We start from the raw sequence: 14894 nt of genomic DNA on the forward strand, positions 1-14894 counted from the left end.
ACAATCATGTTTCCTATCCCCTCAAACCAAACGATTTCATACTGACTTATTTTCCGTCAAATACCCTACCACCGCCTAGCATCCCGTATAAACAAGCCTTTTGCGACGACTGTATTATCAGGCCAAAGACCGCCTAAATCGTAAACAATTAAAATCAATCGATACGGTGATAGCTTTCGTCGGTTAAAAGCGCGACAGTCAATCAAATAAGCGATGACATTGGCTGCTAATGGGCCAGCAAAAGCGTGCTTTAAACCTTATTGTGCTAAAAAAATGCTACCTTGCTAGCAAATTTGCGATTAACCGGGCACAAACTCGCCCGTTTAAGATGCGCGAGTATAAGAGCTATGCTAATATGCTCATGGATAATTGGTCTTACCAATTTATAAAAGAGTTATCGATAACCGATAATCCAAGTTAAACGAATATTTGTCATCTTATCGGGTATCAATAGACAGACACTTGGCGCGATAAATATCCCCAAGTTCCAGTTCCCATCATAGGGCGTCATCTTGAAGGGAGCTTTAATCAGGAAATAGCGATTGGCCTATACTCAACATGGTTTGCCCCATGAGCGCCAATGACCTTTATCTCAACCAAAAGGTATTAGTACGATGACCGACAAAACTGAACTGTTTGCCAACGCATGGGAAGGTTTTACCCCTGGCGATTGGAAATCTGAAGTCAATGTACGTGACTTTATTCAACAAAACTATGCTCCCTATGAAGGTGACGAGTCATTCCTAGCCGGTGCCACCGAAGCCACAACCCAGTTGTGGGACAAAGTGATGGAAGGCATCAAGCAAGAAAACCGCACCCACGCGCCAGTTGATTTCGATACTAAGATGGTCTCTACCATCACTTCCCATGACGCGGGTTATATCAATAAAGATTTAGAAACTATCGTTGGTTTACAAACTGATGCGCCGCTCAAGCGCGCTATGTTACCTAACGGTGGTATTCGCATGGTTGAAGGCTCATGTGCCGCTTACAACCGCGAACTCGACGCCGATGTAAAATACATCTACTCAGAACTGCGTAAAACCCACAACCAAGGCGTATTCGACGTCTACACCCCAGAAATCATGGCGTGCCGTAAATCCGGCGTATTAACCGGTTTACCCGATGCCTATGGTCGTGGCCGTATTATCGGTGACTATCGCCGCGTAGCGCTCTACGGTATCGACTTCTTAATGAAAGATAAATTTGCCCAGTTCAGCTCACTGCAAGCGCAGTTCGAAGCCGGCGAAGATTTATCTAACGTTATCCAACTGCGTGAAGAAATTGCCGAGCAGCACCGCGCTCTAGGTCAAATGAAGACCATGGCGGCTAAATACGGTTTCGATATTTCTCGCCCAGCCGCTAACGCCAAAGAAGCGATTCAATGGACATATTTTGGCTACTTAGCCGCTGTGAAGAGCCAAAACGGCGCGGCAATGTCTTTAGGCCGTACCTCATCTTTCCTCGACATCTACATCGAGCGCGATCTGAAAAACGGCATCATCACTGAGCAACAAGCTCAAGAAATGATTGACCATTTCGTGATGAAACTGCGTATGGTGCGCTTCCTACGTACCCCAGAATACGATGAGTTATTCTCAGGCGATCCAATTTGGGCAACTGAATCAATCGGCGGTATGGGCTTAGATGGCCGTACACTGGTAACCAAATCCAGCTTCCGTTTCTTAAACACCTTATACACTATGGGCCCAAGCCCAGAGCCAAACATCACTGTGCTCTGGTCTGACAAACTACCTGTAGGCTTTAAAAAGTACTGCGCGAAAGTGTCTATCGACACCAGCTCTATCCAGTACGAAAACGATGACTTAATGCGCCCAGATTTCCAATCTGACGATTACGCTATCGCTTGCTGCGTGAGCCCAATGGTTGTGGGTAAACACATGCAGTTTTTCGGCGCCCGTGCAAACTTGGCAAAAACCATGTTGTATGCGATTAACGGCGGTGTTGACGAAAAACTGAAAATCCAAATCGCCCCAAAAGCCGACCCCATCACCGACGAAGTGTTGAACTTCGATGACGTGATGAATCGTTTAGACGGCCTGATGGATTGGTTAGCGACGCAATATGTCACTGCGCTGAACTCTATTCACTACATGCACGACAAGTACTCCTACGAAGCTGCGCTAATGGCGCTGCACGACAGAGACGTACGTCGTACTATGGCTTGTGGTATCGCAGGGCTTTCTATCGCAGCCGACTCACTGTCTGCCATCAAGTACGCTCAAGTTAAACCTGTGCGTGATGAAAAAGGCATTGCCGTCGACTTTGAGATCAGCGGTGATTATCCAAAATTTGGTAACAATGACCCACGCGTCGACGATATCGCCTGTGACTTAGTGGAACGTTTTATGTCGAAGATCCGCGACCGTAAAATGTACCGCAACGCTATCCCAACTCAGTCAATTCTGACCATTACCTCTAACGTGGTTTATGGTAAGAAAACCGGTAACACGCCAGACGGTCGCCGTTCAGGTGCGCCATTTGCACCGGGTGCAAACCCAATGCACGGCCGTGATGAGAAAGGCGCGATTGCCTCGTTAACCTCAGTGGCAAAACTGCCTTTTGCCCACGCACAGGACGGTATCTCTTACACCTTCTCCATCGTGCCTAATGCCTTAGGTAAAGATGAAGACGGTCGACGTACTAACCTCGCGGCGTTGATGGACGGATATTTCGCCCACAACGAAGGACACGAAGGCGGTCAACACTTGAACGTTAACGTGATGAACCGTGAAATGCTTGAGGATGCGGTCGTTAACCCTGACAAGTATCCGCAACTGACCATCCGGGTATCGGGTTACGCAGTGCGCTTTAACTCTTTGACCCCAGAGCAGCAGCAAGACGTGATCACACGTACTTTCACAAAAGGTCTGTAAGCTAAATTAGGTAAGGCTGTAGTACAATGTGCTACAGCCTCACTTATTTCAACAGGAGTCACAATGGCAGTTACCGGTCGGATCCACTCAGTGGAATCCTTTGGCACAGTGGATGGTCCAGGCATACGGTTTATCACCTTTATGCAGGGCTGTTTAATGCGCTGTCAGTATTGTCATAACCGTGATACTTGGGATCTTGATGGTGGCAAAGAAGTACAGGTCGACGAGTTAATGAGCCAAATCGTTAGCTACCGCCCCTTCCTCGATGCCAGCAACGGCGGTGTGACTGCCAGCGGTGGCGAAGCCATATTACAGGCGGAGTTTGTCGCCGAACTCTTTAAAGCCTGTAAGAAAGAAGGCATTCATACCTGTTTAGATACCAACGGCTTTGTGCGTAAGTACACGCCAGTGATTGATGAGCTACTCGATAATACCGATCTGGTGTTGCTCGATATCAAACAAATGAATGACGATAAACACATTGAACTGACTAAGGTCAGTAACCACAGAACGTTGCAATTTGCCGAGTATCTCGCCAAACGCAATCAGCCTACCTGGATACGTTATGTGGTCGTGGGTGGATTTACCGACGATGAAGCTTCGGCATTACAGCTGGCCGAATTTATCAAGCCCATGAAGAATATTGAAAAAGTTGAACTCCTGCCCTACCACGAGCTGGGTAAACACAAGTGGGAAGCGATGGGAGAAAGTTATCAACTCGATGGCGTCGCACCACCGAGTCGCGACACCATGGAAAAAATTAAAGCTGTGTTTAGCTCACAGGGGATTAATGCGGTGTATTAAGACGCCAAGGGAGGCTTAAAGCTCCTCCCAATAACTGGCATCTAAGCGCTCAAAGGCTATTTTTAAAATGAGCGCCATATCGAGGTAACACGCCTTAGCGCCCAAGGATTGGCAATGAATGCCCATGGCAGATAATTTCGCACTCAACTGATTACTCCAGTCGAACAGCGATAAAGGTAAAGGATGGCGCGCACGCCAGCCTAACCACAATAAGCCCTGCAACGGCAGGCTAATAAAGAACAACGCGATAGTGAGGGCTTGGGGTAAAAACGCCCAACCATAGGTATAAATCTGACTCACACTCGCCAAAATCGCCAGCACTGGCATCACCAGAATGGCAAGCTGAGTGGCGCGTACCACCCGATACTCAGGAAAATACAAACCCAGTTGTCTAACCATAGGCCACGTCTTCATATAACGACGACCGTCACCTAAGGTTTTGAGAATATTGATACTCAATTCTAGACACCTACAACAGAGGAACACTGCTTTTACCATAGCACAATCTGGCACTGCGCCCCAAGACTGTGATGGCAAATTACGCAAGCGTTCCCAAGATTTTGAATCGTTAACTTAAACACAATGGCAAAAGGTTTACACATGTCTAATAAACTGGTTTTAGTACTCAATTGCGGTAGCTCTTCACTCAAATTTGCCGTCATTGACGCGCAAACAGGTGACGATCAGATCTCTGGCCTAGCCGAGTGTTTTGGCTTAGAAGACTCACGCATTAAATGGAAAATCAACGGTGAAAAGCATGAGTCCTCTTTAGGTGCATTTACCGCTCACCGCGAAGCCGTTGAATTTATCGTCAATAAAATCCTTGCTGGTCAACCTGAATTAGCCGCGCAGATTCAAGCCGTGGGTCACCGAATCGTACACGGCGGTGAGAAGTTCACCCGCTCTGTAATTATTGATGAGCATGTGATCAAAGGTATTGAAGAATGTTCTTCACTGGCGCCACTGCATAACCCAGCCCACCTTATCGGTATTCGCGCGGCCATTGCCTCTTTCCCTAAACTGCCACAAGTGGCGGTATTCGATACTGCATTCCATCAAAGCATGCCTGAGCGCGCGTACATCTACGCTCTACCATACAAGCTGTACCGTGAGCACGGTATCCGCCGCTATGGTATGCACGGCACTAGCCACCTGTTTGTCAGCCGTGAAGCCGCTAAAGTGTTGAACAAACCTTTAGAAGAAACCAATGTGATCTGCGCGCACTTAGGTAACGGTGCCTCTGTGACGGCGGTTAAAGGCGGTAAGAGTGTTGATACCTCAATGGGACTGACGCCGCTTGAAGGCTTAGTCATGGGCACTCGCTGTGGCGATCTCGACCCATCAATTATCTACCACTTAGTGCACCAACTGGGTTACACACTGGAAGAAGTCAACAACCTGATGAACAAGCAAAGTGGTTTGCTCGGGATTTCTGAGCTGACCAACGATTGCCGTGGCATCGAAGAAGGTTATGCAGATGGTCACAAAGGCGCGACCTTAGCACTGGAAATCTTCTGCTACCGTCTGGCGAAATATATCGCGTCTTACACTGTGCCGCTCGGTCGTTTAGATGCAGTGGTCTTTACCGGTGGTATCGGCGAAAACTCTGACATCATCCGTGAGAAAGTGCTCAACATGCTGCAAATCTTCAATTTCCATGTGGATAGCGAGCGTAACAAAGCGGCCCGCTTCGGCAAGAAAGGCATCATCACCACAGACAACAGTACTGTTGCCATGGTCATCCCGACCAACGAAGAGTGGGTTATCGCCGAAGATTCGATTAAACTCATTACTAAATAATAAGATGATCCAAGCCGTTTGCTCTGCCAAACGGCTTTGTTATTAGCGACCTACAGCTAAATAAACACAAGCAAAGCTGCAGAGACGACTCACTCTGCCAAAAACCATCGAACTTAGAGGTTTTTATGTCTCGAAATATTATGTTAATCCCCATAGGCACAGGAGTTGGCCTGACCTCCTTAAGCCTAGGTATGGTGCGTGCATTAGAGCGCCACGGGGTAAAAGTCCAATTCTTTAAACCCATTTCCCAGCTACGTCCTAATGATAATGGCCCAGAGCGCTCTACCACGATTTTAAGCAAATCGCCCACGGTCAATCCATTAGAGCCCTTCGATATGGCCCATGCCGAAGCACTGATCCGCGCTGACCAAACTGATGTGCTGATGGAGCAAATCATTGCCCGCGCCGCGGAATGCGCCAGCAACACCGAAACCCTGATTGTTGAAGGTCTGGTACCTACCCGCAACCATCCCTTTGCCGATGACGTTAACTACGCTATCGCCAAGGCAATGGACGCGGACGTGATTTTCATTGCCACTCCCGGCAGCGACACGCCAACCGGCCTGATGAACCGCCTCGAAATTGCCTACAACTCCTGGGGCGGCAAAAACAACAAACGTCTTATTGGTGCCGTGATCAACAAGATTGGCGCGCCAGTGGACGATGAAGGTCGCGCGCGCCCAGACTTATCGGAAGTGTTCGATCATCAAGGCGTACAACGCTCTGATGCGTCCATCATGTTCCAAATGCCAGGTAAGAGCCCACTGCGCATCTTAGGTAGCGTGCCTTACAACCTCGATTTGGTTGCACCTCGCGCATCGGATCTCGCGAAACATCTACGTGCCCGCATTCTCAATGCCGGCGAGATGAACACCCGCCGCCTACGTAAAGTCACCTTCTGCGCCCGCAGCTTGCCCAATATGGTCAACCACATTAAGACAGATTCACTGCTAGTGACTTCAGGCGATCGCTCCGATGTGATAGTGTCAGCGTGCCTTGCCGCCATGAATGGCGTGAAGATTGGTGCCCTGCTACTGACGGGTAGCTACGAGCCAGAGCCTGAAATTCTGAAACTGTGTGAACAGGCCTTCGAGACAGGTTTACCGGTATTCCTCATCGATACCAACACTTGGCAGACTTCATTAAATATCCAACGCTTCGACCACGAAGTGCCAGTGGATGATGCGGTACGTATCGATTTAGTCCAAGAATACGTCGCCAGCCATATCGATCAGAGCTGGATTGAAAGCGTGACCAAAAACTCTCCAAGGGAACATCGCTTATCACCTCCCGCGTTCCGTTATAAGCTCACCGAACTTGCGCGCGCCGCCCACAAAACCGTGGTGCTGCCAGAGGGTGATGAGCCTCGTACCATCAAGGCCGCCGCGATTTGTGCCGAACGGGGTATAGCGCGTTGCGTACTGTTAGGTAAAAAAGATGAAATTCAACGTATTGCAGCACAGCAAGACGTTGTTCTGGGTGAAGGCGTTGTGATTGTCGACCCCGATGAAGTACGCGACCGCTATGTTGAGCCGATGCTCGATCTGCGTCGCAGCAAAGGCTTGACTGAAGTCGTTGCCAAAGAGCAGTTAGAAGACAACATGGTGCTCGGCACTATGATGCTGGCGCAAAACGAAGTCGATGGTATCGTCTCTGGCGCGGTAAACACCACGGCCAATACGATTCGTCCGCCGCTGCAGTTGATCAAAACTGCACCGGGTTCTAGCCTTGTTTCTTCCATCTTCTTTATGTTGATGCCAGACCAAGTGCTGGTTTACGGTGACTGCGCGATTAACCCCGATCCAAACGCCGAACAACTGGCCGATATCGCCATTCAATCGGCAGAATCTGCCAAGGCCTTCGGTATCGAACCAAGAGTGGCGATGATCAGCTACTCAACAGGTAACTCAGGTACTGGTTCGGATGTGGATAAAGTACGTGAAGCGACCCGTATCGCGAAAGAAAAACGTCCTGATCTAGTAATCGACGGTCCACTGCAATACGACGCGGCCGTGATGCCAAACGTGGCTCGCTCTAAGGCGCCTAACAGCCCTGTTGCGGGCCAAGCGACTGTATTTGTGTTCCCAGATCTCAACACGGGTAACACCACCTACAAAGCAGTACAGCGTAGTGCTGACCTCATCAGTATTGGCCCCATGCTGCAAGGCATGCGTAAGCCTGTGAACGACTTATCCCGCGGCGCCTTAGTGGACGATATTGTCTACACTATCGCACTGACGGCTATCCAAGCGTCACAAAACGATGCTAGCAAAGCCTAATGTAGGCTGCTAAAGCTACACAAAAAGCATCATCAAAAAAGCACTGACCTGTTCAGTGCTTTTTTATTTCCGAATAGAAAGGCTCACAAAAAGCGGACAGCATTAAACGCTTAAAATATCCTCAAAAGGCCATAAAAATGCTGTTTGGGGGAATTCACACGCTGTGAATAGACTGGGAAAATCTAAGAAAATATCCACAAGGAAATGGCTGGAGAACGGCATCATTGAAAAGCGTCACTTTTTAACCAGCAATTAAAAGCATATATAATCAGCTACTTAAAAATTATCCCTCTAGTCTTCAACATGGTTTTCCACAGATTCTGTGGATAACCTAATGAAGTCATCCTTTCAGATATGCCACAGGCGGCCGATCCGAGTCAAGTCATTTTCGGCAGTGACCGCCATTATTACAAAACTTGAACATAGCCGCTAAAATCGCGATACTCATGACAAATTCCTATAACGAAAAGCCATGAGAACCTTATTTTTTCTTTCATTCCTGTTTTTGTTTGGTTGTGGTGATGCTGGAGACAAAGAGCAGCACGTGCTCACTCCCGAAGAGGTGAGTCTCGGCTTTTTTAGCGCCATTTATGTTGACCGCGATGTGGAGAAGGCCAAGTTATATGTCGATGCTCCACTCAAAGAAGTCCTAACCCACTATTACATTGCCGCCGCGGTGCAGCGCAATATGCTCGGCCTGTCGATGACCAATGTCGAAATGGAAATTGATGATATTGATATCGACTTTTTCCGCAAGTTCACCAAAGACGTCATGGTGGTCGTTAAGATGAAGGGCTTAAAGGGTGGACAGCCTTGGATTGATGACAGAACGCTGCGGCTGCATAAGATTAACGGCAAGTGGATTATCGTTGAGATCATGCCTGAAAAACGTAAGGTGAATGGTTAATCGGTTTATTACTCCCTTTCCGTTTGATATCCAAAATCAGATAAAAAAAATCGCAACCCTAGGGTTGCGATTTTTTTGTGCTTGTATTTGTTACTTCAGACTCAGAATTCGCACTGTAAACCTTAGGCTTACAGGACTTAGACCGCTTCTTCTTCGCTCTGTGCAGGTAAAGACGTCATTACGTCGTCTTTAACTTGGTAGTAAGCGTTTTCGTATTCATGAACTTCCATAACAACTCCTGCTCGATTTTGTAAGGTCGCAAAGGCATGCCGTTCTATGCTGACATTTTGCCCATGAGGAAAGGGAATTTCCGTGGTGCAGAGTATACCAAAGCCAGATCAATAATTACAGAAAACTTTCAGTTTTGTTTCGATGCAAAAGGTAAAAACGGTTTTTAACGCTAAAAAAGCCGCCAAACCGTATCTAAAAATGAAAGACTTTCAGTTGATATAGCCTAATGCACTAAAGGGCGCGGGCTTACAAACAAAGAATCTAGGAAGACGGGCACAAACTGCTATCAATTAAGTAATGATGCGAGTAGGAGGTCGATATGAATGCCATCATTGAGTTTGAAGCCGCAAAACTCACCACCTTATTCAGCCACGGCGATATCTTGGGGATCCATATGTTTATGGAGCAAATGAATATCCCGCTCGATGTGCAGGATAAGCTCTATGCTGAAATTTCTGCGCTTAAGCACTTAGATCCACACAATGTCAGTCTCGCCATTGAACATCATGGACAATCACAACTCTCAGAGCGGTTAAGCTATTAACAGGCTCGTATGAGTGAAGATGGGATAAGGCGCGAAGCTACATCATGAAGCGCCATCATAAAGCCTCTTTCGGTCTTATGATGGCGTTTTATGATGGCTTTTATGACCGCATTTTATGACAAAAGTGCTTACGCCTTTAAGCGGTAACGCAGCACCTTTAATGATTTCTCCTCAGAGACATCAACAAAGGTGGCGGGATTGGCTAAGCGCTCAAGGTATTCGAGCGCAGGCGCGGCGTCTTCAACCTGCTGGCGTAAAAACTGAGTATCGAGTTCAGGCGCATTTAAACAGAGTAGCACTTCAGCATTCTCGGCTAACAACTCGGGTAAATGCCTGATCAAACGCACGTAATCTTTAGTCGCCACAAAACTGCCCTTTTGATTACTCGGCGGATCGGCAACCACTATGTCATAGGGTCCTAACTTGCGTAACTTACCCCATGACTTAAAAATATCGTGCCCTAAGAAGCGTGCCCCCGCACTAAAGCCATTCAGCAGATGGTTCTGCTTACCTATGGCTAACGCCCCTTTACTCATGTCCATATTCACTACTTCATCGGCGCCGCCCTGTAGCGCTGCCACCGAGAAACCACAGGTATAAGCAAACAAATTCAGCACTTTCTTATGGCGAGCATGGGCTCTGACCCATTCACGGCCATTAGCCATATCGAGGAACAAACCGTGGTTTTGTCCCCGCAATAAATGCACCTGAAACTGGGCGCCGTTTTCGGTGACAACATGGGGATCGGGCACCTCACCCGCCAATACTTGGCTAAAGGTTTCGCCACCGCTGCGGTATTGATACACCAAGTTTAACGGCCGATTAGGCTGTATCACTTGCCAACGCGCCGTAATCGCCTGTTGGCACTCAGCCAACTCGGCCGCATCGAGGGGAGTAAAACTAGTCAATAACAACACGGGCGCGAACCAATCTAAACAAAGATGTTCGCAACCAGGGTAATAACCGCCGCGGCCATGGAATAATCGCGTGGCATCTTCCCCGACCTCTATCGTCGCCAGTGCTTCTATAAAACGTTGCATTATCTACTACTTATTATCTGTTGAATGGGTATCGACAGGTTCAGAAATCGGAGCGGTGCTTGTCGATTGGCCTACCAGTTTATCATCCACATCGTCGGATAATAAAATGGCTAACCAGCTACCACTCTTGCTGGATTCGAGGGCGATTTTCACCACCATGGTTAAGGGAACCGACAGCAACATGCCGACCGAGCCCAGCAACCACCCCCAAAAAATTAACGATAAAAAAACCACTAAGGTAGAGAGCCCAAGACCGCGGCCCATAAATTTAGGCTCAACCACGTTTCCCATTACCATGTTGGCCCCAACGTACAGCAGCGCAGTTCCGCCCGCCGCTGCGGGACCTAATTGGATAAAGGCCAACAACACGGCGGGAATGGCCGCGATAATCGAGCCGATATTAGGGATATAGTTGAATAAAAAGGCGATAACCGCCCAAAGCAGAGCGTAATCCACGCCGATAATCGCGAGCCCAACACCGACAATCAAGCCCGTCGCTAAACTGACTAAGGTCTTGATCACCATATATTGATTCACCGATTGCAGAAAACGGTCAATCTGCTGCAAACGCATGTCGGGATCGTCCAGTGCCAAGTGCAGTTTTTTCGGCAAAGATTGAGCCTCAAACAACATGAAGACGATGGTCAGAATGATCAGGAACAAATTCGCCATCACATTGCCGACACCCGAGAGCATATTGGTGGTCATAGATAACGCCATGCCGGGGTCGAAATAGGCCAGCACTTGCTCCTTGGAGATTTGGATATTCAACGCCTGCAACTTATGCAGCACCCAAGAAAACTGCTCCACCAGCTGATCGCGATACTGCGGCAACTGCTTAGAAAACTCATTAATGGAGCTACCTACCAAAGAGGCGAGCCATAAGCCCATCAACACGATAAACCCCATCAGCAGGATCACGGCGAGCCATTTAGGTACGCGGTATTTGGTCATCAAGCCAATCGCCGGATTACAGATCACCGCAATAAAACTGGATAGCACAAAGGGAACAACAATCGGGCTGGCGGCCTTGATCCCTGCCAAAATAATCACCACAAAGGCCATGACGGCAAAACCTTTGTAAGCGGCAGACGGCGTATTGGAACGTGTCATGGCGTAAAAATCCTTCTTGATCTTAGATAAAGTTGTTAGGCTAGCCCAAGAAAAGTCTCAAACTCAATCATCTAAGCCATAAAACTAGATTGTCATTATGAAACCAGAAACCGCGATTATACGCATTAAAAACTTAAGACTGCGCACTTTTATCGGTATAAAAGAAGATGAAATCCAAAATCGGCAGGATGTGATCGTCAATGTCGTCATCCACTACTGTGCCGACAAGGCGCGCAACAGTGATAATGTCGACGATGCGCTGAATTATCGTACTATCACAAAAAAAATCATTGAGTTGATTGAAAACAATCGCTTCTCACTGCTCGAAAACCTCACCAGCCAAACATTAGCCATCGCCAGCGAGCATCCTTGGGTCGAATTTGCCAGTGTCGAAATCGATAAACCCCACGCCCTGCGCTTTGCCGATTCGGTGTCGATGGAGTTGTGTTACCAAAAACAGCAATAAAGTGATCCCCGCACGCCCGTTATCGTATATTGCTTATAATCAAAGAAAACCATCAACCAAGGACTCGACGATGAAGATATTGATAACGGGTGCAAGTGGGTTTATTGGTCAGCAATTAGTCGCCCATTTAGCCAATCAGCATGAATTGGTCTTGCTCACCCGCCACCCCGGCAGCAGTCGGCAATTATTAGGCCCGCAGCACCAATATCTCAGCAACTTAGACGAAATTGATGATTTAAATCATATTGATGCAGTGATAAATCTCGCCGGCGAGCCCATTGTTGCTAAACGTTGGAGCGCGCAGCAAAAGCAGCGCATCTGCGATAGTCGCTGGAATACCACAGCGCGACTGAGCCAACTGATTTTACACAGCTGCACCCCGCCCAAAGTGATGATAAGTGGCTCTGCCATCGGTTTTTATGGCCGCCAAGGCGCCATCCCCATCGATGAAACCGCAGCCCCACACCCCGAATTTAGCCATGATATTTGTCAGGAATGGGAGCGACTCGCGCTACAAGCCGCCAGCAAAACCCGCGTCTGCATTCTACGCACGGGTATAGTGCTTGGCCATGGTGGCGCGCTTGCGAAGATGTTACCGCCGTTTAAGTTAGGACTCGGTGGACCGATAGGCCACGGCTGCCAGGGCATGAGTTGGATACACATTCAGGATATAGTGGCGCTGATAGACTTCTTGCTCAACCATGACGAATGCGAAGGCATTTTTAATGCCACCGCGCCCAATCCTGTCAGTAACGCTGAGTTTGCCACCACCTTAGGTCGAGTGTTAAATCGCCCGACCTTTATCACAACCCCAGTCGCTATGCTGCGACTCGCCATGGGCGAAATGGCGGAGTTGCTCATCGAAGGGCAATTTGTGCTCCCCAAACATGCGCTAGATGCAGGGTTTAGCTTCCGTTTTGAGCGACTCGAACCTGCGCTAAGGGACGTACTCGCGAGTTAACAGCTTTTTCGACTCCGCCATTACCGGTAACTGGCTTGAGAATAAAATGTTACCAAGCGCAGAGTCGAGGGTTAACGCCGTGCTGAATAATGGCTTGAAAATCAGAGATAAAAATCCCCTGTGGCGATTTATTTATCGACGTGATTTTTTGCAATGCAGCGCTCGCATCTGGCAACAGCCGAAAAACATAAATGCAACACAATGATTTTAAAGACAATTTAACGACATTGGCGCATTTTCCTGTTACACTCCCCACCTCTTGCTTATCGCTATTGACGTGTTAGCGCCCGCACTGAAGCACAGTTAACACTCCGAGCAAGTTCATTATCTTCAGTATCCGCACCCTCTGCCGCGATGCTGATCAACTACACCAATACGGTTCATATTCGCGCTAAATACTCCTTCTCCAGTCTTGGGGATTGATAAGAATCTGTCCTTAGATCGCGCGTTTAACACTTAGCATTAGATAATGCTAAATAACTAGATGGGTCGCCCTCACTCAGCTTGAATACAGCCTGCTTGAGTACAGCGGTATTCCCACACAAACCATTTGTAAGGAACTATCATGCACACCACTTATACAATTGGCGAACTCGAGTCGTTCTTAATTGCTATCTTCGTGCTGTTTATTGGCCATTCCATCAATCGCCATGTGCGTGTTTTTAGACAATACAATATTCCCGAACCTATCGTTGGCGGGCTAGTCGTCGCCGCCGTCGTGGCCTTTTTACATTTCCAAGACATCACTCTCGCCTTTAGTTTACCCATGCAAAACACCTTAATGCTGATGTTTTTCAGTACGATAGGTTTATCGGCAAACTATAAGCTACTGCTCAGTGGCGGCAAAAAAGTGTTTATCTTCCTCGGCGTCGCTTCGGTCTATATCGTCATTCAAAATGCTGTCGGCGTGAGCCTTGCAAGCCTCCTAGGCTTAGATCCCATCTTAGGCCTTATCGCAGGCTCGATTACGCTGTCAGGCGGCCATGGGACTGGCGTTGCTTGGTCACAAACCTTTGCCGAGAACTACGGCATCAACACCTTAGAGCTGGCCATGGCGGCGGCCACCTTTGGCTTAGTCATGGGCGGCATTATCGGCGGCCCCGTCGCGCAGCGATTAATTGGCAAACACAATTTAGTATCCAGCTACGGCATGGGCCGTAAACACCACGCCACGCATCCACAACTGGTAACCTACGATCAGCTCGAAGAAGACCAAGTCACCGCTAAGACAATCATCGAAACCCTGTTTGTACTGCTGATCTGCGTTGCTGGGGCCAAATGGTTTACTGTTTTTGTTAGCGAATATCAGCTGAATTGGCTCAAGATGCCGGACTTTGTCTATGCCCTGTTTCTTGGGGTGATCATCGCCAACATCACCGAAATGACCCGAGGTTATAAACCCCATACTGAGAGTATCGATGTGATAGGTACTGTGGCGCTGTCGTTATTCCTGTCTATGGCCTTGATGAACCTCAAGTTGTGGGAAATTTTGGATCTGGCTATCCCACTACTGATTATCCTGCTGGTGCAAACCGCAGTGCTGGCGGTATTCGCCTATTTTGTGACCTTTAAAATCATGGGCAGCAACTATGACGCTGCGGTGATCACTGGCGGTCACTGTGGCTTTGGTATGGGCGCCACTCCTACGGCGGTGATGAATATGGGCGCACTAGTATCACGCACAGGCCCTTCTCCGCAGGCCTTTATGGTGGTACCGATTGTCGGCGCCTTCTTTATCGATATAGTCAATTTAATTGTATTGCAGGGCTACCTCAGCTTTTTGATGTAATCGCACAAGGTTTTGTGAGAAAGCTTAGACATCAAACTAAAATGGCGCCGATAAGGGCGCCAT

12 protein-coding genes are annotated in these 14894 nt (G+C 48.2%); 9 read left to right on the forward strand and 3 right to left on the reverse strand.

Translation table 11 applies throughout. From position 1 onward, the window contains the following. Window positions 1-614: 614 nt before the first annotated feature. Together pflB and pflA are read left to right on the forward strand one after the other, a co-directional pair. Window positions 615-2897 (forward strand): formate C-acetyltransferase, encoded by a 2283-nt coding sequence (pflB, locus tag B5P39_RS15240; protein ID WP_088212123.1) that lies wholly within the window; start codon window positions 615-617, stop codon window positions 2895-2897. Between the two features lie 63 nt (window positions 2898-2960). Beyond that, window positions 2961-3701, forward strand: coding sequence for a pyruvate formate lyase 1-activating protein (gene pflA / locus B5P39_RS15245; protein WP_088212124.1), 741 nt, complete (start codon window positions 2961-2963; stop codon window positions 3699-3701). Between the two features lie 15 nt (window positions 3702-3716). Here pflA and yfbV read toward each other — a convergent pair whose 3' ends face one another. Continuing rightward, complete coding sequence (gene yfbV, locus B5P39_RS15250; protein WP_083757889.1) at window positions 3717-4160, reverse strand: terminus macrodomain insulation protein YfbV; 444 nt, start codon at window positions 4158-4160, stop codon at window positions 3717-3719. A gap of 141 nt (window positions 4161-4301) precedes the next feature. Between yfbV and ackA the strand changes: the two genes are divergently transcribed. From ackA to B5P39_RS15275, 4 genes are all read left to right on the forward strand, one after another. After that, window positions 4302-5501: an acetate kinase gene (gene ackA / locus B5P39_RS15255; RefSeq protein WP_011716599.1), complete on the forward strand. Its 1200-nt coding sequence runs from the start codon at window positions 4302-4304 to the stop codon at window positions 5499-5501. Between the two features lie 125 nt (window positions 5502-5626). Further along, entirely contained in the window at window positions 5627-7780 is a 2154-nt protein-coding gene (pta, locus tag B5P39_RS15260) for a phosphate acetyltransferase (protein ID WP_088212125.1), read from the forward strand. A gap of 472 nt (window positions 7781-8252) precedes the next feature. Continuing rightward, window positions 8253-8687: a hypothetical protein gene (locus B5P39_RS15265; protein WP_088212126.1), complete on the forward strand. Its 435-nt coding sequence runs from the start codon at window positions 8253-8255 to the stop codon at window positions 8685-8687. A gap of 550 nt (window positions 8688-9237) precedes the next feature. Further along, window positions 9238-9462, forward strand: coding sequence for a hypothetical protein (locus tag B5P39_RS15275; RefSeq protein WP_088212127.1), 225 nt, complete (start codon window positions 9238-9240; stop codon window positions 9460-9462). A gap of 128 nt (window positions 9463-9590) precedes the next feature. On the opposite strand, the gene B5P39_RS15280 is transcribed toward B5P39_RS15275, so the two are convergent. Further along, window positions 9591-10502 (reverse strand): class I SAM-dependent methyltransferase, encoded by a 912-nt coding sequence (locus B5P39_RS15280; RefSeq protein ID WP_088212128.1) that lies wholly within the window; start codon window positions 10500-10502, stop codon window positions 9591-9593. A 6-nt stretch (window positions 10503-10508) separates the two neighbouring features. Then, entirely contained in the window at window positions 10509-11615 is a 1107-nt protein-coding gene (locus tag B5P39_RS15285; protein ID WP_088212129.1) for an AI-2E family transporter, read from the reverse strand. 97 nt (window positions 11616-11712) lie between these two features. Here B5P39_RS15285 and folX point away from each other — a divergent pair, with 97 nt between their 5' ends. From folX to gltS, 3 genes are all read left to right on the forward strand, one after another. Next, complete coding sequence (gene folX / locus B5P39_RS15290) at window positions 11713-12081, forward strand: dihydroneopterin triphosphate 2'-epimerase (protein WP_011622266.1); 369 nt, start codon at window positions 11713-11715, stop codon at window positions 12079-12081. A gap of 70 nt (window positions 12082-12151) precedes the next feature. Continuing rightward, entirely contained in the window at window positions 12152-13042 is an 891-nt protein-coding gene (locus B5P39_RS15295) for a TIGR01777 family oxidoreductase (RefSeq protein WP_088212130.1), read from the forward strand. A 565-nt stretch (window positions 13043-13607) separates the two neighbouring features. Continuing rightward, window positions 13608-14831 carry a sodium/glutamate symporter gene (gltS, locus tag B5P39_RS15300; RefSeq protein WP_088212131.1) on the forward strand — a complete coding sequence of 408 codons (1224 nt, stop codon included), beginning with the start codon at window positions 13608-13610 and terminating at the stop codon, window positions 14829-14831. Window positions 14832-14894: the final 63 nt, after the last annotated feature.

This window comes from Shewanella sp. Shew256, from assembly GCF_002196695.1.
Classification (GTDB): domain Bacteria; phylum Pseudomonadota; class Gammaproteobacteria; order Enterobacterales; family Shewanellaceae; genus Shewanella; species Shewanella mangrovisoli.

What these genes read in the sequence shown, in the direction of transcription:
- pflB (WP_088212123.1), top strand. Translation starts at nt 615, where the DNA reads ATGACCGACAAAACTGAACTGTTTGCCAACGCATGGGAAGGTTTTACC.
- pflA (WP_088212124.1), top strand. Translation starts at nt 2,961, where the DNA reads ATGGCAGTTACCGGTCGGATCCACTCAGTGGAATCCTTTGGCACAGTG.
- ackA (WP_011716599.1), top strand. Translation starts at nt 4,302, where the DNA reads ATGTCTAATAAACTGGTTTTAGTACTCAATTGCGGTAGCTCTTCACTC.
- pta (WP_088212125.1), top strand. Translation starts at nt 5,627, where the DNA reads ATGTCTCGAAATATTATGTTAATCCCCATAGGCACAGGAGTTGGCCTG.
- B5P39_RS15265 (WP_088212126.1), top strand. Translation starts at nt 8,253, where the DNA reads ATGAGAACCTTATTTTTTCTTTCATTCCTGTTTTTGTTTGGTTGTGGT.
- B5P39_RS15275 (WP_088212127.1), top strand. Translation starts at nt 9,238, where the DNA reads ATGAATGCCATCATTGAGTTTGAAGCCGCAAAACTCACCACCTTATTC.
- B5P39_RS15280 (WP_088212128.1), bottom strand. Translation starts at nt 10,502, where the DNA reads ATGCAACGTTTTATAGAAGCACTGGCGACGATAGAGGTCGGGGAAGAT.
- B5P39_RS15285 (WP_088212129.1), bottom strand. Translation starts at nt 11,615, where the DNA reads ATGACACGTTCCAATACGCCGTCTGCCGCTTACAAAGGTTTTGCCGTC.
- folX (WP_011622266.1), top strand. Translation starts at nt 11,713, where the DNA reads ATGAAACCAGAAACCGCGATTATACGCATTAAAAACTTAAGACTGCGC.
- B5P39_RS15295 (WP_088212130.1), top strand. Translation starts at nt 12,152, where the DNA reads ATGAAGATATTGATAACGGGTGCAAGTGGGTTTATTGGTCAGCAATTA.
- gltS (WP_088212131.1), top strand. Translation starts at nt 13,608, where the DNA reads ATGCACACCACTTATACAATTGGCGAACTCGAGTCGTTCTTAATTGCT.